The 18144-nt window shown below is 53.8% G+C and carries 14 protein-coding genes and 1 other RNA gene; 8 read left to right on the forward strand and 7 right to left on the reverse strand.

The window, feature by feature from the left end:
• Positions 1–94: 94 nt before the first annotated feature.
• The 3 genes from Mag101_RS03415 to Mag101_RS03425 all read right to left on the reverse strand — a co-directional run bounded on the left by Mag101_RS03415 (position 95) and on the right by Mag101_RS03425 (position 3012).
• Positions 95–784, reverse strand: a complete 690-nt coding sequence (locus Mag101_RS03415) for a TIGR04219 family outer membrane beta-barrel protein (protein WP_077400827.1) — start codon at positions 782–784, stop codon at positions 95–97.
• 220 nt (positions 785–1004) lie between these two features.
• Positions 1005–2648, reverse strand: a complete 1644-nt coding sequence (locus Mag101_RS03420) for a M56 family metallopeptidase (RefSeq protein ID WP_077400830.1) — start codon at positions 2646–2648, stop codon at positions 1005–1007.
• The gene (locus tag Mag101_RS03425; protein ID WP_077400833.1) at positions 2641–3012 is read right to left on the reverse strand and encodes a BlaI/MecI/CopY family transcriptional regulator; all 372 of its coding nucleotides are present in this window, start codon (positions 3010–3012) and stop codon (positions 2641–2643) included. The genes Mag101_RS03420 and Mag101_RS03425 overlap by 8 nt, the downstream gene beginning before the upstream one ends.
• A gap of 341 nt (positions 3013–3353) precedes the next feature.
• Here Mag101_RS03425 and Mag101_RS03430 point away from each other — a divergent pair, with 341 nt between their 5' ends.
• A complete protein-coding gene (locus Mag101_RS03430) occupies positions 3354–4499 on the forward strand; it encodes a C45 family autoproteolytic acyltransferase/hydolase (RefSeq protein WP_077400836.1) in 1146 nt (381 codons plus the stop codon).
• A 38-nt stretch (positions 4500–4537) separates the two neighbouring features.
• On the opposite strand, the gene Mag101_RS03435 is transcribed toward Mag101_RS03430, so the two are convergent.
• Positions 4538–6607 carry an alkyl/aryl-sulfatase gene (locus tag Mag101_RS03435; RefSeq protein WP_077400839.1) on the reverse strand — a complete coding sequence of 690 codons (2070 nt, stop codon included), beginning with the start codon at positions 6605–6607 and terminating at the stop codon, positions 4538–4540.
• Between the two features lie 234 nt (positions 6608–6841).
• Here Mag101_RS03435 and Mag101_RS03440 point away from each other — a divergent pair, with 234 nt between their 5' ends.
• From Mag101_RS03440 to Mag101_RS03465, 6 genes are all read left to right on the forward strand, one after another.
• A complete protein-coding gene (locus tag Mag101_RS03440; protein WP_077400841.1) occupies positions 6842–7015 on the forward strand; it encodes a hypothetical protein in 174 nt (57 codons plus the stop codon).
• A 74-nt stretch (positions 7016–7089) separates the two neighbouring features.
• Positions 7090–7896: a hypothetical protein gene (locus tag Mag101_RS03445; RefSeq protein ID WP_232325120.1), complete on the forward strand. Its 807-nt coding sequence runs from the start codon at positions 7090–7092 to the stop codon at positions 7894–7896.
• Between the two features lie 206 nt (positions 7897–8102).
• Positions 8103–9476, forward strand: a complete 1374-nt coding sequence (locus Mag101_RS03450; RefSeq protein ID WP_198040078.1) for a DUF1254 domain-containing protein — start codon at positions 8103–8105, stop codon at positions 9474–9476.
• Between the two features lie 40 nt (positions 9477–9516).
• Positions 9517–11070 carry a DUF1254 domain-containing protein gene (locus Mag101_RS03455; protein ID WP_077400850.1) on the forward strand — a complete coding sequence of 518 codons (1554 nt, stop codon included), beginning with the start codon at positions 9517–9519 and terminating at the stop codon, positions 11068–11070.
• Positions 11071–11115: 45 nt separating this feature from the next.
• Positions 11116–12159 (forward strand): NADP-dependent oxidoreductase, encoded by a 1044-nt coding sequence (locus tag Mag101_RS03460; RefSeq protein WP_077400853.1) that lies wholly within the window; start codon positions 11116–11118, stop codon positions 12157–12159.
• A 33-nt stretch (positions 12160–12192) separates the two neighbouring features.
• Positions 12193–13326 carry an AI-2E family transporter gene (locus tag Mag101_RS03465; protein ID WP_077400856.1) on the forward strand — a complete coding sequence of 378 codons (1134 nt, stop codon included), beginning with the start codon at positions 12193–12195 and terminating at the stop codon, positions 13324–13326.
• A gap of 8 nt (positions 13327–13334) precedes the next feature.
• Here the strand turns inward: Mag101_RS03465 and Mag101_RS03470 are convergent, their stop codons facing one another.
• Positions 13335–14909, reverse strand: coding sequence for a glycoside hydrolase family 10 protein (locus Mag101_RS03470; protein ID WP_077400859.1), 1575 nt, complete (start codon positions 14907–14909; stop codon positions 13335–13337).
• Positions 14910–15153: 244 nt separating this feature from the next.
• Here Mag101_RS03470 and Mag101_RS03475 point away from each other — a divergent pair, with 244 nt between their 5' ends.
• Positions 15154–16008, forward strand: coding sequence for a hypothetical protein (locus Mag101_RS03475; RefSeq protein ID WP_157520139.1), 855 nt, complete (start codon positions 15154–15156; stop codon positions 16006–16008).
• Positions 16009–16092: 84 nt separating this feature from the next.
• Here Mag101_RS03475 and ssrA read toward each other — a convergent pair.
• Positions 16093–16482: a transfer-messenger RNA gene (ssrA, locus tag Mag101_RS03480) on the reverse strand.
• Between the two features lie 154 nt (positions 16483–16636).
• On the reverse strand, positions 16637–18043 hold the full coding sequence (gene rlmD / locus Mag101_RS03485; RefSeq protein ID WP_077400865.1) for a 23S rRNA (uracil(1939)-C(5))-methyltransferase RlmD: 1407 nt from the start codon (positions 18041–18043) through the stop codon (positions 16637–16639).
• Positions 18044–18144 lie beyond the last annotated feature (101 nt).

Raw genomic sequence — 18144 nt, forward strand, 5'->3', positions numbered from 1 at the left:
GTGAATGCCCCGTAGATTCATGGAGCGGGGCATTCAACTGATACGCCAGATCAATTACTTACCAAATTAATCTGATACTTACCGCTATAGAGCTTTACAAGTGAAAGTTCAGCCCCAGGTATGGTCCCTTTGCATCAACATGAAGAGTAAGTGAATCCAGCTCGCTCGAGTCGATAGTCAGTGTGCGGTAGCCCGCTTCAATGGCGAGGTCACCTGCGGGAAGGAAGTCCCAGCGTACCTTTGCAGTGAGGTCTGCAAATCTATCGAGATCGTATTGGGTGGCATTCCCCTGTGCAATTATCGACCATCCGGTGAATGGCAAATCGAAGCGAGCGCTACCGTATACCATTGGTACCGTGCCCTTAAAGGTTGGATCGCTTGAAGTGAAGTTACCCAGCCAGGTATAGCCGTCATAAAATCCGTTAAAGTAGCGAGCGGTCAGTCCGAGGTCGAGATTTACCCAGTTATCAAGAACTTCATAGTAAAAGGTTGCGTCTGTGTGCGAGAGATCCAGCTTATTGAGGCCGGACTCGCCAACAGATTCAATCTTGCTGTTCGCTAACATTACATTAGGTAGTGGTGAGAACGGATGTTCCAGAGCCAGCTGAACGAACGTATTGCTCTCTTTCGAATACTCGTCAACGCTTGAAAACTCAAATATTTCGCCATTGTAAGTTGGTTGCCAAGCGCCAGCTGTAATGTCGACGCCAAGAACCGTATCAGCATTTGCAGCGCTAGACGCCAGAGCAGCGAATAAGGCTAAAGTAGATTTTATAAACTTCATTTTTAAGACCCCCTGTTAAAAGTGCGCAAATACTACAGTTTTTTGTTTTTCTAGTCATCTTGCGGTTTGTTGGGGCTTGTTACTGCAAGAACGATCCTCAATTAATAGGTTAAGCGCCTTTACTCTTAGGGGGCCAATGATTTATGGATGTAATAGGTTACTCGCCACCAGCTTAAATTCCAGAGTCCGGTGGCAAGTTCCAAACAATCTCCGAATTACATTACTGCTCTTTATACTTCTTCATTTTTGTGCGATCCATGCCCTTTTCATAGTCCGCCGGTTCCCAGTATAGAGTGACTCTTACATTGTCGATCTGCTGGCCAGTGTTGTTGCGAAAAACGATTAAATCGTCAGCTTCCTTTTGTGCCACTTTGCGGAATGCTGCTTTATGTTCTTCTGGTGCGCTAACACTGATCACCCGGGGTTCAACTCCGATGCCGGTTCCTCTTACATCCATTTCTACCACCGCCGACGCCGTAATGCCTAGATCCTCCAAGCCCTCCGGGTAAGGGGGGAAGTGATTTTTGATTGTGGATAATTTTGGGTGTCCGGAGAGGGTGATTTCGTTGGTTGACGGTCGAATGGAGTGAGGCAGAAGATGAATTGTTCTAATCGGCATTCTCTCTTTTGCTTTCTTGCGTGCTTCATCCGATGTGCCGACGCCAGCAAGATGGAAGCGAAAAATTCGTTCTGCCCCATTCAAGTTGGCGTTTTCATTCGAGAAAGGCAGGCGTTTCAAATAGTTGGTTGCTGATCGAACAAATGCCTGTTCATGTCCACCTGAGGTGACAGTTTGCAGCACATTGACGGTTGCTAGTTCGCCATCCACCACATCAAATTGCAGATGAACCTCTCCCTGTATGCCTTCATAAAATGCTGCGCGTGGGAACTCGAAATATACTAGTTTCGCATCTTGTAGGTTCAAAGTTGTTGGCGAACTTGCGGAAACCTGCCCCCACAGCAAGGCCAGGGATACCATAAAGGCACTGACACCTCCGGCTAAGATTCGCGCAGCTTTTGATGGCTTAAAAGCATTTTTCAAACGATTAATCCGTTTAATCATGGTCACTTTATCTCCGTAGTGTGATTGGATTGCCCAAAAACCATTCCAGTGCTCGTAAGACTGCAACATAGCCTTGGAATATTGGATTTTTTTATCTTTATTTGCCCCTAACAATACCTCTTCATCACATGCGCATTCCTGCGTCAATCGGAACCGCAGGTATACGAACCAAACGACAGGGTTAAACCAGAAAACAACGACGAGAATAAGTGCGAACAGATTCCAGAGGTTGTCATAGCGTTTTGCATGCACAAGTTCATGGGCAAAAACATAATCCAGCTGGTGGTCCGTATAGCTTTTCTTGAAATCGACGGGGAGTATGATTTCGGGGCTGAAAATCCCTTTCAGGATCGGCCCTCTGACTTTTTGCGAGGTATAAAAGATACCGTCGGGTAAACGGTCGTAGAACTGGGTATCAACGATCGGCTTTTTCGGCAACGTAGATAATTTGGCCAAGCCAATAACTAGTGCTGCTACAAGAAGGGATACCCCAGCTAGCCACACCCAAGCAACGAAGTTGTTACTGGGAGCAGTCAAAACCTGCTGATTTTGTAAGCTGTTCACCGCTTCTATGGTACTGATTACCGGTGCCTGGATTATTGGCGCTGACTCTAGCGCAGGTTGCCAGCTGTCGTGTGAAATCGAAGGCAAGTTGGCAACCAGAAGAGCCACGGGAATAAGGGCGTAAAGACGATAGGTAAATCTCGAACCCATACGCCTTGCCAGAGCGAGATCGCTAAGCCAGGTGACGAGGAGAATAAAAGTAAGTACTTCCTGCTGCGCAAAGACCCAGTTAATCATTATCTTTTTCCCACTGTTTGATAATGTCTTTGAGTTCTTCGATGTCTGACTTTTTCAAGTCACCGCCTTTTACGAACCCGGATACCAGCATGGACAGCTGGCCTCCAAACAGCCGGTCAACCAGCTTTTTACCCTGCTTTACCTGGTATTCTTCGCGCTCGAAGCAAGGGGAGTAGTAATAGGTCCTATCCCTTTGTTCGTAGCTGATAGCGCCCTTCTTGGCTAGGCGGCTGAGTAATGTCTTTACCGTGCGCTCCTGCCAGTCTTTGTGTGATTGCAGTCGTTGATATATTTCGCGGGCATTCGCTGGTGCACCATTCCACAGTGCCTCCATCACTTCGTACTCAGCTTCTGTAATTTCCATGGGCGGCCCCTTAATGATTACATCTGTAGTCTTTGTGATTACAAATGTAGTCTTTTGTGGTTTTGTGTGAAACGATTTTTACGGGATAAAAAAGGCTCTTTATATTCTTTTTAGAAATATTGCCTTGTGTGCTGAATAGCTCTGATGCTCAGGAGGCTAGGGTTTTTGTTCAAATTCTCCGTATATCTCTGCTTTTTCTATCGAAGGCAAGACCAGATGATTCCGGTTACGCCCTGATCGAAGCTAATCGTCAGGCACCGCTCTACAGCTACTTACTGCCCTGAGCCGTTTGAGCCTGAACTAGAGTTACTGGATATTCCCCAGTAATTGATGGTGTCGTAGTGAATCTTCTGAATCAGTCTGGTGCGGGAAAGTTGTACGAGAAAAACGGCTTCCTGATTCCGGTTCTCTCTGGTGGATCCCACGACATGGGAGTGCAATACGGCGCCCTGATGGTCGACGCTATGCAAAAAACTTGGGACGTACTGATAAAGCCCCAGCTGGATTCCGGAATACTCATGCAAGAGGAAATGCAGCGTTGGGCACGCCGTGCCTATATCTCCTGTTCAACTCGTAACCGCCAGTGGTACGACGGCGTTGCGCAAGGTTCATCCTGGCCGACCGAAAATGTTTGTATGCTCGACCAGGTGATGGAATATGGCATCTTCCAGTCCAAGTGCCATTCCTTCGCCGGTTGTACCTCAATCCTGTCCTGGGGCAAGCACTCTGCCAACGGGAATATGTATATCGGGCGCAACATGGACTGGAGCGAAACCTTCAATGAGTTTCCACAGGTGTTAACTGTACGCAAACCCACCGACGGTTCTTATCGCTTTGCGGCGCTCGGCTGGCCCGGCATGTATTGCCCGTTTACCGTGATTAACGAACATGGCGTATATCTGGATGTGCACGATGGCACGAGTATGGGCGGCTCTGTGGTTTATGTGGAGCGGCCTTCAATCCTCAACGAGCTGACGGACATGATGAGTGAGGCGCACACACTGTCGAGCCTTGTGACGCGCCTGAACGGCATCCTGATCAGCACCTCGATGATCCTGTCGATCGGCGATGAGCACCGCGGGGCGTCCATGGAGTGCTCTTCCCTCGGCGGCAATCGCCTGCGTTCGCCCGATGATCATTCGCTGGTGGTGGTGAATTCCTTTATGGGGGAGCACTGGGGGCTGGGTAAACGCGAGACGGTGAGTAATTCCCTGCGTCGTTTTGCGAATATGACCGAACGCCTGAAAGAGAATACCGGCGCGGTGGACGCGGACAAGGTGCGCGAACTGATGGACCTGCGTCTGTTCAATGACGATGGTACTTTCGCGGCTAATGGTGGGTCGACCAAGCCAATAAAGCAGGATGCCGACTTAACCACCCACCAAATGGTGACCGATGTCGCACAGCGCACCTTGTGGCTGAAGGTGCCAGTGCCCGATTACTTCAGCGACTGGACCGCCATCGACCTGAAGCAATTGTGGAATTGAACGTTTCAGGCCGGGGTGGTGACTGTGTGTAAGAAAGGTTACTCCCCGGGCAATTCGATCACAGCCTCGTAGGGGTTTTGCTCCCGCGCCGGCACGGTTTCCGCACTGGGAATCATCGGGAAGTTCGGCGTGAATGTGACCAGTGCCTGGCCGAGCTGATACAGCAGTTGCACGTTGCCATCTGCCTTGGCCGAGCCATCTTCGATCGCCGCTTTCAGCGTCTTCTTGCCCATCATGACCTGCTCGAGGTCGGAGCGATTGATACGCAAGGTCAGGTCTGGGTCATCAACCTCGAAGCCCTCGATGTTGGTTAGTGTGCCGTCGGATAACTCAATCGCATACTTCTCATCGTTGTCGGGTGTTATGAGGGTCATACGGAAGCCGAGATCTTCCACTTTTCCTGGGTCAAGACGCACGCCGAGAAAATCCAGGAACTGCCCGGTAGTCATCGCACGAATAACGTCGGGGCTGCTGGTGCTGGGCGGAGCACCCTTGGGCAAACCGTTGCGCAGTTCATAAGCGCCCTGCAAAAAGCTGTTGCGCAGGCCGGGGTTCTCCTGCTGGTAACCAATTTGCTCCCATACATCGGCCAGTAGTAGTCGCGCATCGCGATTGTTGGGTTCTGCCTGTACCAGCTTGTCGAGAATTTCCTGTGCAAGGAAGTAGTCGCCCGCGTCGTGCAGCTTTTGACCCTCGCGCAGAATTTTGTCCGAGCCGCCCATCATCTTCACATAGAGTGGAGCGGAGTCTGCGGGCGACAGTGGAATCAGGGTGGCGGGGTTGCCGTCCCAGTAACCCAGGTAGCGATTAATCACTGCGCGGCTGTTGTGCTCTGGTGAACCGTGATAGCCGCGGTTGTACCACTGCTTGGCGATTCCCTCGGGAGTTTCAAACACATTGTGAATTTGGTTAATGGTAACGCCCTGGTTTGCGTGGAACAGCGAGTAGTTGTTCATGTTGGCGTAGAGGTCGCGTTGCCCACGCAGCACTTCCTGTACGCGCTCATTACCCCAGCGTGGCCAGTGGTGAGAGGCCATCATCACATCGGCGTTGCGCCCATAGCGGTACAGCGCGCGGTTGATATGTTGCGACCATACGTGCGGGTCGCGCACCAGCGCGCCGCGCAGGGTGTACACATTGTGGAAAACACCGGTGACGTCTTCCCCGGTCCAGTAGACTTTGTCCTTGGGGAACCAGATATGCGCTTGCGAGGGCGCTTCGCCGCCCGGCGTGTTCATGAATTCCATTTCCACGCCGTCCACCGTCAGCGTTTCAAAGTCGTCTTCGATGATCGTGGTAGGTTGGATCAGGCCGGTCGCGCCATTGGCGACGTTCATATTCAGGCCCTGGCCGGCATGGCCAAACGGACTGGCGGGAAGTTGGGTGCCGTATTGATACTGCACCCGTCGGTTCATGGCGTTGCCGGCGAAAACATTTTCCGACACCGCGTGTTCCATAAAGCCGCGCGGTGCAATGATCTTCACCTTGCCCGCTTCCACGTCTTTCTCATCGACAATACCGCGCACGCCACCCCAGTGGTCAACGTGGGAGTGGGAATACACCACCGCGACGATCGGGCGCTCACCCAACTCCGCATCCACCAGTGCCTTTGCTGCGGCCGCCACCTCCGGTGCCGTCAACGGGTCCAATACGATCCAGCCAGTTTTGCCGCGCACGAAAGTGATATTGGCAAGGTCGAAACCGCGCACCTGGTAGAAGCCGGGAATCACCTCGAACAGGCCCACCTTCATATTCAATCGGGATACCCGCTGTAGCGACGGATGAATGCTCGGGAAATCCTTGTCGCTGCGGAAGAAGTCGTAGCGGTCGAGGTCCCACACCACATTGCCTTCCGGGCCAGTTACCTTCCAGTTGTCCGGCTTGGCGATAAACCCTTTATTGGCTTCGTCAAAGTCGCGCTTGTCGTCGAACGGCAGGTTGGCGCTGTCTTCGGCAATCACCTTGAGCGTGTGTTCTGACGGCGGCTTGCCCAGCGGGTCGAAGTGTTTCGGTGCGTCGTCTGCGGCGTGTAGCGGGTAAGTCGCCGAGAGGCCGAGAATAAAGAACAGGACGAAAAGCGGGCATCGGATATTGTGTGAATTATGCACAGGCGGCTCTTCCGGTAGCTTGCGGTAAGTTGGGGTCTCAATTGTGACTCGAGTATAGACACCGTCCCCCGTATTCCGGCGCCAAGCAGGTTTCCGCAGGCGTTTTTGACAAACCGCATGGCAGCACCGTGCGCGCAATGGCTTGATAGATGTAATCGTGTCCGCCATCCAATCGGAGCAGACGGTCCCGGTGATATACCTAACCTGACAAATTATGTGTAAGTGAGCTGTGTTATGAGTGAGTCTGAGATCAAGTGGGATATGGCCGCGGAACTGTCGATGGACTTTGTCCCGGCGTTTGTACGCGGCACTGTAAAGAAGAAAGTGGAGGCCGCCGCGCGTGAGCGGGGCATCACCGAGATCACCGTCGATTTCATTGAAGAAATCCGCAAAGAAAAAGGCCGCTAAGTCACGGTTTTATCCGCCCACTGCCTCAGCTTCCTTTATCCTAGGAGTGTCAATGTTGGCCTGAACTGGAAGCAATGCACACGGATAAGGATTCTGAAACGCTGTTTATCGGCTGGGATGTAGGGGGCTGGAACTGCGACAACAACGCTAACAGCCGCGACGCGCTGGTTGTTCTGGACCGCGGACGCAATGTCCTCGGTCGTCCATGGCGCGGTAACCTGCGAGCCATAATCAACGAGGCCGGCTCCACCCAAGCGTGGGTCCGCGCGTTACTCGATTGCTGTGGCGTCGAGCCTGCCGGTGACTTGCCGCCAGTAATACTGGCAATCGATACCCCGCTCGGCTTCTCCCAAGCCTTTCAACAGCTTGTCTCTGGCGGCTCCGCAGCCGGCGCAATTAATGAGTCGGCCACAAACCCCTACCTGTTCCGCTATACGGAACAATTCCTCTTTCGACATGGCCTGCGCCCACTGTCTCCCGTCAAAGATATGATCGGCAGCCAGGCCACCAAGGGCATGCATGCACTCGCCCGCTTTGCCCCCGAATCCACTGTTGCCGGCGTCTGGCTGGGTGGCTCTGAACTCACAGCGTTTGAAGCCTATCCATCCGCATGCAAACCATCGCCATTGGTGCGCAAGCTACTAAAGGACTACCGGACCACACCTGCGAAGCCCGCGGTGGATGAGTGGGACATGGTGGGCTATGAATTTGGCATCGACCACGAAGACAAACGCGATGCCCTGTTATGTGCACTCGTCGCCTGGTTGTTTCACTCTGAGCCGGATGCTCTGTGCTTCCCGGACGCGAATACACCGGCGGGCGAGGGCTGGATATTTGCGCCGCGGGACGGCCTCAGAGACCTAACGGACATCGAAGCTTAGCTGGAATAGTCTTGGGCCGACATTTGCTCGATCAGTGTAACGCCAGTCCAAAAGGCTCTATATCGTAGCCGCACATGCTCTTGTCATCGATCTGGCGGATATTTTCCCTTCGGCTAATCTTATAGAAGGCGCTTGTTTTAACTTGAGCGGGGTCTTCTATGCGTTTTCCCTCCCGGCCACTCATTTCAAAAGGTGGCAAATCAATTGTGTGTAAGTCTCTTTGGGGCGCCATTGTGGTGTTGGCCTCACTGGCGGTTAGTACGATATGCAACGCGAAAGAAGGGCCCGACGAAGATCAGGCGAGGGCAATGGCCAAGGAGGCCTACCTATTCACCTACCCCCTGGTTATGAACTACCGGACTATGTACAAGCAGGCCATTGAAGGCGACCGGGAATTCGGGACGTGGGTACATTTGGGGACCTCAAGCCCGAAAGATACCGATATCGTCACACCGAACAACGATACCCCTTACTCCTATGTTTGGGTGGACTTGCGCGCTGAACCATGGGTTCTGACCCTGCCAAAAATCGAGAAGGATCGGTTCTATACCAGCCAGTGGGACGACCTCTGGGGGTACGTCTTAGACAACCCCGGCTCGGTAAACGACGGCAATGATGGCATCACTGTTTTGTTGGCATCACCGGAGTGGAAGGGTGAAAAGCCTGCGGGGGTTGATCGAATTATCCGTGGTGAAAGCGACTTTCTTGGCTCTCTGACCCGCACCCAGCTTATTGAAAGTAAAGGTGGCCTTAACAAGGTAAAGGAAATTCAGCAGGCATACAAACTGGAACCGCTAAGCAATTACTTGGGAAAAGCCCCACCCAAGGCTGCTCCAAATATCGACTGGCCAAGCTGGGAAGAGGGCGCGGAAGATACGGACAAGTACTGGGATTACGTCAGCTTTATTCTTCCGCTGACTTCCCGTAACGACGCCGATGGCGCTATGTATGAGAAGCTGGGCGAGCTCGGTATGGATGCGAAGGGGGGCTGGAAGTTCAGTGAGCTGCCTGCGGCTACTCAAAAAGCGTTGCGCCAGGGTATCAAAGACGCGCAGGAGCAGATGGACCGTGTTGGCCGAGGAAAGTACGACCCCGCCGATTTCTTTGGCGATCGCAAACGCATCGGTACCGATTATGCAAATCGTGCGCAGGGGGTCTACCTCGGTATCTTCGGTAACGTTCCTGAGCAATCGATTTACCTGACCAACCCCAACGACATGAACGGCAAAGAAACCGACGGTAGCAAAGCCTCCTATACCGTAACCTTCCCAAAAGGACAGGAGCCACCTGTGGATTACTTCTGGTCCTACACCATGTATCGGTTACCGGAGCGCTATTTGGTGGATAACCCCATCAACCGCTATTCCATCGGCTCAAGTACCAAAGGGCTTAAACGTAATCCTGACGGCTCACTTACGCTCTACTTTTCCCATGAGTCACCGGGAAAAGACAAAGAAAGCAACTGGTTACCGGCACCCGATGGGCCCTTCTGGCTTGTATTACGGACTTATGGGCCGAGCAAAGAAATTCGGGAAGGTATCTACAAGCAACCAGATTATGTTCCACAAGAACTGAAGTAGTACTTGCTATGTTGAGAATCAATCGGGAGAGGTTTCGAACATGATTCGTAATAAGTTTATTGCTGCAATACTACTGTTTTCACTCGGTGTTGGCTGTAGTAGTGATCGGCAGGAAAAGCCCAATGCGGATACTGCAGCGGCGGAGCGCACGAAGTCCTCCGGGAATGCGACGGACTCGACTGCAGAAAGCTCTGAAACCGGTGCGCCGCAAGGTGGGGAAACTCTCGATACCCGTATCGGTAAACTCTCTTTTACCCACGATTTTGTCAATGGGTATCCGACAAAAGAAACGGTAGAAAAACTGTTTGATACGATGGATTTCCAGCGCGCAACCCAGGCATATCTTTGGGCAATCCCTCTTGTATCCTTCGCTCAATGGCAACATGAGCATGAAAATGTTTTCAATGCGGAATCCGGCGATATCGTTTTTTACCCGGATTATGTATCCAAACTCGGGTTGCTGACCGCCAACGCCACAACCCCGTACGCGCTGAGTTTTATTCGACTTAACGAAACCGGCCCGATTGTAGTCGAGATGCCGGAAGCGGAAGTGCGTGGTGCCATGCACAGTATGTGGCAAACCGCGATTGCGCCAATGACGGAGCCGGGCAAATACGTGTTTTACGCACCCGGCACAGAGGCGCCACAGGTGCCCGATGGCTACAAGACTTTCGAGTCTCCCACCAATAGCGTCTTCTTTGGTATTCGCCTCATGAGCAAAGACGAAGACGTACGCAAGGATGCGTTGTCGAAAATCGAGATCTATCCTCTCGCCGAAGAAGGATCAGCAGCCGACACCAAGGTGATCGAGGCGGGCGACAAGCATTGGGAGGGGTGGCAGCCTCGGGGCATTACGTATTTCGAGCGCCTCGCGGATATCCTGAATCGCGAGCCGGTGGAAGAGCGTGATCGTTTCTTTCACGCGATGTTGAAGCCGTTGGGTATCGAAAAGGGCAAGCCGTTCAACCCGGATGCGCGTCAGAAAGAAATCCTTACCGAGGCCGCACTAGTGGGCGAGGCGATGGCCAAGGCGAACGACTTCGAAAACCCGCGCCTTGAACAGTCCATCTATCATGACGGCAGTCACTGGGAGATTGCCACGGTGTCACCTCCGAACCAGCGTTGGGAAAATTACGATGCGTTGGACGGTCGCGCTGCATGGTTCTATGAGGCGGTGACCAATGATCCGGCCATGCAGTCAAAGACTCCTGGGAAGGATCAGATTTATCTTGCGGCTTACAAAGACACCGATGGTGATTGGCTCGATGGCGCCAACCAGTACAAACTGCACGTATTGCCAAACGCGCCGGCCGCCGAGTTCTGGTCCACGACTGTCTACGATGTCGCAACACGTGCGCTGATTGATAACGAGCAGCGAATTGCCGACAAATCATCCCGTATGGACCTGATCGAAAATGATGACGGGTCCTTCGATATCTATTTCGGCCCAACACCGCCGCCAGGAAAAGAGAAAAACTGGATTCCGACAGTGCCCGGCCGGGCATGGTTTACCTACTTCCGTTTTTATTCACCAACAGAGGCGTACTTCGATCGCTCCTGGGTATTGTCCGATATAGAAAAAGCAAACTGGTGATAATGTTTGTAGATGACTTTCGGAAACAATTCGTGAAGGTGTCCTATGAATCAAAGCCGCAATGCGAATCGTCAGATTACTCTGGCATCTCGCCCACATGGCGCGCCAACACCAGCCGATTTCAATTTTGTTAGAACTGCAATTCCGACCCCTGGTGACGGAGAAATCCTACTGCGAACCATTTACTTATCGCTCGACCCATATATGCGCGGGCGCATGAGTGATGCGAAGTCCTACGCGGAACCCGTCGCCATTGGTGAGGTGATGGTGGGCGGCAGTATCTGCCGCGTAGAGGAATCGAAGCATTCCGGTTTTAAAAAGGGCGATCTGGTGGTTGCCTTTGGCGGCTGGCAGGACTATAGCCTCTCGGATGGTGAAGGTGTCATCAAACTGGATAGCGCCATGCCCAACCCATCCTATGGTTTGGGTGTATTGGGTATGCCCGGGTTAACTGCGTATATGGGCTTGATGGATATTGGCCAGCCCAAAGCCGGAGAAACCCTCGTTGTTGCTGCAGCGACGGGTGCGGTGGGTAGCCTGGTGGGCCAGATTGGGAAAATTCAGGGCTGCAAAGTGGTAGGTATTGCCGGTAGCCAGGAGAAGTGCGACTACGCGGTGAATGAACTGGGTTTTGATGCCTGCCTGAATCACCATGCGGAGGATCTGGACGAGCAGCTTGCCAAGGCCTGTCCGGCCGGTATTGATGTGTATTATGAAAATGTTGGTGGCAAGGTGTTTGATGCGGTGCTGCCATTAATTAACCCCAAAGCGCGCATCCCTCTGTGTGGACTGATCGCCCAATACAATGCAACCGAGTTGCCTGCCGGCCCGGATCGCATGCCGATGCTGATGGGTAATCTATTGGTGAAGCGTGCCAAGATGCAGGGCTTTATCGTATTTGACGACTACGGGCACCGCTATGACGAATTTCAGCAGGCCATGTTGCCCTGGTTGATGTCGGGGAAAATCAAATACAGGGAAGACAAAGTGACGGGCCTTGAAAATGCTGTAGAGGCTTTCATTGGTTTACTGCAAGGTGAAAACTTCGGCAAGCTGGTGGTAGAGGTTGGCCCTGATCAGTTGGCTTAAAGCGCACCTCAGGTGCCAGAGGAGCGCTTAACGATGCCCGACGTCTCTGCAAGCCCCGCTCGTGTAACACTGTTCGCTACAGGCCTTGCGACGTTAGCGATTTCTGCGCTTTTCGTAGGCATGGTTCGAGACTTTCTCGTCGCACTTTTACTTGCTGCAATCTTTAGCGCGATGGCGGCGCCCCTTCAGGAAAAAGTAAGCGCTGCCGTCGGGGGGCGACAGGGGATTGCCGCTGTCATCACCCTTGTCATCTTATTGATAGGCGTGTTGGTGCCGACCCTCGCAATCGTGTTTATTGCCGCAACCCAAGCCAGCGATTTGGTCGCGGGAATTGGTAGTTTTATTCAGCGGCTGGACACGGACTGGACGACAATCCAGCTCCCCGACTGGGTTCCGTTTCGGGAAGAAATCGAAGCACTCGGTCCACAGCTCGCGGCGAAGGCTGGCGAACTTGCCAGTAGGCTGGCTTCACTCTTCTTGTCTGTCGTTTCCGCGGCCACCAAAGGGACAGCACATTTTTTCCTGAACCTTTTTGTCATGGCGTATGCAATGGTGTTTTTCCTGCAGGAGAAGACGACCGTGCTGGCGCAGCTTGCCCGCTATACCGGGTTGACGATCGACGCACAAAATCGGCTGGTCGATAGAGTGGTCTCCGTGAGCTGTGCGACCATAAAGGGGACTTTGGTGATCGGGGTTGTGCAGGGTGCCTTGGGTGGCATTGCTTTTTCGATCGTAGGTATCCAAGCGGCGGCATTTTGGGGCGTAGTGATGGCCTTCGCCTCGATTATTCCGGCCGTCGGCCCCTCCATCATATGGATTCCTGCTGTCCTCTATTTAGCATTTGCCGGCGAAACCGTTAGTGCAATCGGACTGGCGGCTTGGTGCGCTATCGTGGTTGGTTTGGCGGATAACCTGCTTCGTCCATGGTTAGTTGGTCGCGAAGCCAAACTGAGCGACCTGATGGTGCTGATCGGCACTTTTGGCGGTCTTGCCATGTTCGGCGCAGTTGGTTTGATCATTGGACCGGTCATCACCGGCGTTTTTATTACCGTATGGGACATCTTTCAGAAAGCGCTCGCGACCGCTCTCGCCGCTCCTGTACAGTCCTCAGTCGAGTCCAACACAGACGGAGGACCATCGGCTGGAAAGCAGCCGGGTAGCGTTTAAATCATGAATTAACGACCAGCTATCTGCTGGTCAATTCGCTCACTCTCCAAGCCATTTCGATCCACCGCGACAACCGCAATGGCTGTGACCTCATCCTGTTGCCTGAACTGATGGCTGAGGATGTCTTTGTTAAAAATCCTGTAGCGCCACTTGCTGCCCGCTTGGTAGTACAGCAGCCAGCGTGCTGCCGCCTCATCACCGCGAGGTTGCCAGCTGACACTCAGCCCATCGGTGTTTGACTGATAGCGCACCTCCGGTGCCAAAGGCGCTGCACTGTCCAGCCACGGTGAGGCGGGCACCAGTGCCTGGTGATAGAACACGGTATCTTTCAGCACTTGTGCAAACCGGGGATTTTCACTTACCGTTTTCACGTTCCAGAAAACCTGGCCGGTTTGTTCTTGTAGCAGTGCGCGGGTAAACAGGATCTGGTTAATGATTTCGTCGATGCCCTGATTCGTTTCCACTTTATTGCTGCTTAAACCTGGCCACAGGTGACGCTGCTGGTGGTTCTCACCCTGCCACCAGGCCAGCAGCATGGGGTAACTCTGTTGCACGCGGTTAATGTTCCAGTACAACTGCGGTGTGAAGTAGTCCAGCCAACCCTCGTTCAACCAGAGGCGGGCATCGGCATAGAGCTGCTCGTGCTGGTCAAATCCGGCGATGGTCTCTGGGTATTTGGGACGCCAGATACCGAAGGGACTGATACCCACTTTTACATGGGGCTTGATGCGTTTTACTTCGCTATAGATGTCTTTGACAAAGCGGTTTACCGCCGCCCGGCGCCAGTCCGACACGCCAAGCTGACCACCCTGTTGCTGGTAGGCCGTGTAGCTTTCACTGTCGGGGAAGGGCGCCCCATCGTTGTAGGAAGGGTAGGGGTAGAAATAGTCATCGTAGTGAATGCCATCGATATCGTAGCGCTGCACAATGTCTGTGATGACCGATAGTGAATGCGCAATGGTTTCTTCCCGGGTGGGCTCCATCCAGTACATGCCATTGGCCAGCTTTGCGATCAGCTCCGGCTTTGTGTTGACGATGGAGTGCTCGGATACCGGGCCGCCCTGAGTGTGGTGGGCGCGGTATGGGTTTACCCAGGCGTGCAGCTCAAGGCCGCGCTGGTGGGCCTGTTCTATCCAGAAGGCGAGCGGGTCGTAGAAGGGCTCTGGGGCTTTGCCCTGTTCACCGGAGAGATAGTAGGACCAAGGCTCCAACTCGCTGGTATATAGGGCATCGGCCTGGGGGCGGACCTGAAAAATCACTGCGTTCATGTTTGCCGCAGCAACCTTGTCCAGCAAAGCGATGGCCTCCTGTTGCTGCTGCGCTACCGGCAGGCCAGGCTTACTGGGCCAATCAATATTCGCCACCGTCGCAACCCAGGCCGCACGGAATTCTCTCGCCACCGTTTCCCGTTGCGCCCTGCCGTAGTCGGGCAGCTCCTCTTGCTCGACCGCGACCTGCTTCGGCGTTTCCTGGCCAAACCAGGCCGGGTATTGCCACAGTGCCAGCGCCATCACCACAATGACGGCGGGGTAGACCCAGCGGTTAAGGAGCTTTGCCAGTGGGATTTTCTTCGGTAGCGTCATGATTGCCTTATGGGAGTTACATCTTGTTAGTGTTCTGGCCGGCCGGTGCGGCTAAGCCCTAGTATCCTAGACCCGCTTTGACGTCTCAATAGCGTGAGATGGGGTGTCTAAATTGTGAGCGTGGCTGCGGGTCGGTGTCCACTGAGCCACACATCGGCGCAAACGATAGAAGGTCACTATCATTTGCGCGGGTATACCGTAACTTAGTCGTTAGATTTTGGATAAAAGCATCGTTGGTACAGGTATGGCTATGCAGTTAGCGCGCTTAAGATCTTCCTTTTTCATCGTGTTGACCCTGTCTTTCCTGCAGGGCTGCGCGGGTTCGCCCTCCGCTATTGGAGCTGATACCACAGCAGATACCACGGTCGATATCGGCCCGGTGGTACAAATGATGGAAGAGGTGGACATACTGCTGGTGTCTGATCACACCCTGCCGGATCACCTCAATCTATCCAGCGGCGGGGCAAATGGTGAAGAGCGTTTGTTCATTGACCCGACCCTGCAAAGTCTGAATAGCAAACTGATTAAGCGGGGCCTCAGTACCTATATTCTCAACGTTGAGGATATGGTCGCCGGCAAAGATATTCGGAACAAAGGCACTTTTGATGCGGCGTATAACCAGTACGACCAGATATTAAAAGCGGCGGTAAAGCACGGAGTTACCATCGCTTCTATTCACTATGATGCGGATAAAATCCTTGCCGAGAATTATGGTGAAAATAAAGCCTATGCCAGCGCCGAAGAAGACGGAAAAAAGTATGGATATATTGGTGGAGTGCAATTAATTCTGGACGAACGGGCCACCAGCGATGCAACGCTCGCCTTGGCGGATCAGATTATTCACCGCGACAATATCTTGCAGCAGCTTAACTCGGTGGGCCTTCGTATCCGCCCGGGCTATGGCGATAAAGTGCGCTTCCAAAGTAACCTGACATTGAATATCGCAGGCCACTCACCGAGCGGCGCCTTCTTGCTGGAGATTGCGCCGCAAGATCAGGCGGTTAGGCTTTACGGAAGCCCGGAGAAAATCGTTGCGGCCATCGAAACGCCAATGGAAGCGCTGGCAGATGCGCTTTATGGATTTCGGCAGGGTCTGTAATTGCGTTCGAGCTGAACATTTCAGTTCACTCAGTTAGCCAAATTAAAAAGGCCCGGTATCTTGCGATACCGGGCCTTTTTAATTTGGTGGAGATGGCGGGAGTCGAACCCGCGTCCGTCAGCACTCCGCCAGAGGCTCTACATGCTTAGTTCCGTCTATTAATTTAATCCACTACAGCCCAACGGGCAGGACGTAGCAGACGATTCTGAAAAAGATTTAACCGATCTACCTCAGATAAGTGTCACGGCGATCCAGTTCTGTATAACAGCCAACAGCGCGGTACTGGAACCTTGCTGAGGGCCGCTAAGGGACGAACCCTTAGTTAGTGCTTCACAAGCTGCTTACGCAGCGAGTTGGGCACCGTAGTTGTCGTCGTTGGCAACTAATAAAATGCAGCTTTGGATTTACGTGATTGGCTACCCTCACGGCATGCACCCATGGTTTCGTCACCGGCGTCGAATCCAAGTCATCCCCGGAATCTGCCGCTACGAATATCGTAGGCGTATTAGTAATTATACCGGAAGCAGGATTGTCACAATAGGTGTGTTTGCAAAAAGATTGACCGCCGGTTCTGTGCTGTTCACGCACTCATGGTGAACTACGCGGTGAACGATAGGGCCTGACTGGGTCAGGCCTTTTCGAACAAAGCGATAGATTCCACGTGGGTGGTGTGGGGGAACATGTCCATTACCCCGGCCTTGCGCAGGACGTAGCCCTGTTGGATGAGCTCTGCGGTATCCCGCGCAAGGGTGGCGGGGTTGCAGGAGATATACAGGATGGCTTTGGCGTTGAACTGACCGATATTGCGCACTACTTCCAGCGCGCCGTTGCGCGGCGGGTCCAGCAGGATGCGGTCGAAGCCGCCGCGCGCCCAGGGGCTGCGGGAGAAGTCTTCGGTCAGGTCGGCGGCCTGGAAGCGGACATTGTCGATGCCGTTGGCAGACGCATTTTCCCGCGCGCGCTCGGTGAGTGAAAACAGCCCCTCCACGCCAACCACTTCCCGCGCGCGGGTGGCCAGTGGCAGGGTGAAGTTGCCGAGGCCGCAGAACAGGTCCAGTACGCGGTCTTCCGGTTGTACGTCGAGCAGTTCCAGCGCCAGCGAAACCATCTGCCGGTTGATCTCAAAATTCACCTGAATGAAATCCTGCGGATGGAAATTCAGGGTCAGGTCGAATGCGGGCAGCGCATAGTTCAAGCGCGCCGGGCCGGATTCGGGCCAGACCTTGTGCGTGTTGGCATCGCCCTGCTCACCCTGCAGGTAGAGGTGCAGCTGGTGTTGCTTCGCAAAGTCCAGCCAGCGCTCGCGGTCCTCTTCCGATAGCGGCTGCAGGTGGCGGATTACCAGTGCGGTGTGATCCTCGCCGGCGGCAATCTCGATATGCGAGATATTGCGGCGGCCTTCGCACTGCAGGATGGCCTCGCGCAGCTGCGGAATCAGCGCAGAGGCTTCCGCGGGAAGTACCGGGCACTGCTCAACATCGGTGAGGTCGTTGGAGCCTTTTTCACGGAAGCCCAGTACCAGGCTCGCCTTGCCGCCGCTTTTCGGTTTTACGAAACGCACACCGAGGCGCGCCTTGCGGCGGTAGCCGAGCGTGCTGCCGGTGAGTGGCGGTAACACCTGCTCGGGAGTGGCTCTGGCGAACCGGCTGAGCTGATCCAGCAGGATCTGTTGCTTGGCGTCGATCTGCGCGGCAGGTGTCATCTGTTGCAGCGCGCAGCCGCCGCAGACCTCTGCGTGGGGGCAGGGCGGTGTTTGTCGGTCTGGAGAGGCTGTCAGCACCTCGGTGGCCACTGCTTCATCAAACTTGGCGCGGTTGGCGGTATAGCGGATGCGCACCGTCTCACCCGGCAGGGCGTTATCCACAAATACGGTTTTGCCCTGGTGGCGCGCAATGCCGCGCACCTCGTGGCTAAACCGTTGAATCTCTACCTCGGGTGTCGCTTTCGATGGTTTCTTGCTGCCGCCTTGCGGTGATTTACCGGCATTGCGGCGAGTGGCGTTGCGAAAGATCGAAGGTGGTTTTCTGGATGGCATAAACGCGGCGTCGTTAGACGAGTGGTTAGAACGATAACAGTGGGGGAAAGTTTGGGCTGCCGCGGCGGGCAGCCCAAGGGAATATCAGGATTATTCTAGGT

This window comes from Microbulbifer agarilyticus (assembly GCF_001999945.1).
Classification (GTDB): Bacteria; Pseudomonadota; Gammaproteobacteria; order Pseudomonadales; family Cellvibrionaceae; genus Microbulbifer; species Microbulbifer agarilyticus_A.

Bases quoted from the DNA above. Each gene is read 5' to 3' on its own strand.
- Mag101_RS03415 (WP_077400827.1), bottom strand. From the start codon at position 784: ATGAAGTTTATAAAATCTACTTTAGCCTTATTCGCTGCTCTGGCGTCT.
- Mag101_RS03420 (WP_077400830.1), bottom strand. From the start codon at position 2,648: ATGATTAACTGGGTCTTTGCGCAGCAGGAAGTACTTACTTTTATTCTC.
- Mag101_RS03425 (WP_077400833.1), bottom strand. From the start codon at position 3,012: ATGGAAATTACAGAAGCTGAGTACGAAGTGATGGAGGCACTGTGGAAT.
- Mag101_RS03440 (WP_077400841.1), top strand. From the start codon at position 6,842: ATGAGTGAGTCTGAGATCAAGTGGGATATGGCCGCGGAACTGTCGATG.
- Mag101_RS03445 (WP_232325120.1), top strand. From the start codon at position 7,090: ATGCACACGGATAAGGATTCTGAAACGCTGTTTATCGGCTGGGATGTA.
- Mag101_RS03455 (WP_077400850.1), top strand. From the start codon at position 9,517: ATGATTCGTAATAAGTTTATTGCTGCAATACTACTGTTTTCACTCGGT.
- Mag101_RS03460 (WP_077400853.1), top strand. From the start codon at position 11,116: ATGAATCAAAGCCGCAATGCGAATCGTCAGATTACTCTGGCATCTCGC.
- Mag101_RS03465 (WP_077400856.1), top strand. From the start codon at position 12,193: ATGCCCGACGTCTCTGCAAGCCCCGCTCGTGTAACACTGTTCGCTACA.
- Mag101_RS03470 (WP_077400859.1), bottom strand. From the start codon at position 14,909: ATGACGCTACCGAAGAAAATCCCACTGGCAAAGCTCCTTAACCGCTGG.
- Mag101_RS03475 (WP_157520139.1), top strand. From the start codon at position 15,154: ATGGCTATGCAGTTAGCGCGCTTAAGATCTTCCTTTTTCATCGTGTTG.
- rlmD (WP_077400865.1), bottom strand. From the start codon at position 18,043: ATGCCATCCAGAAAACCACCTTCGATCTTTCGCAACGCCACTCGCCGC.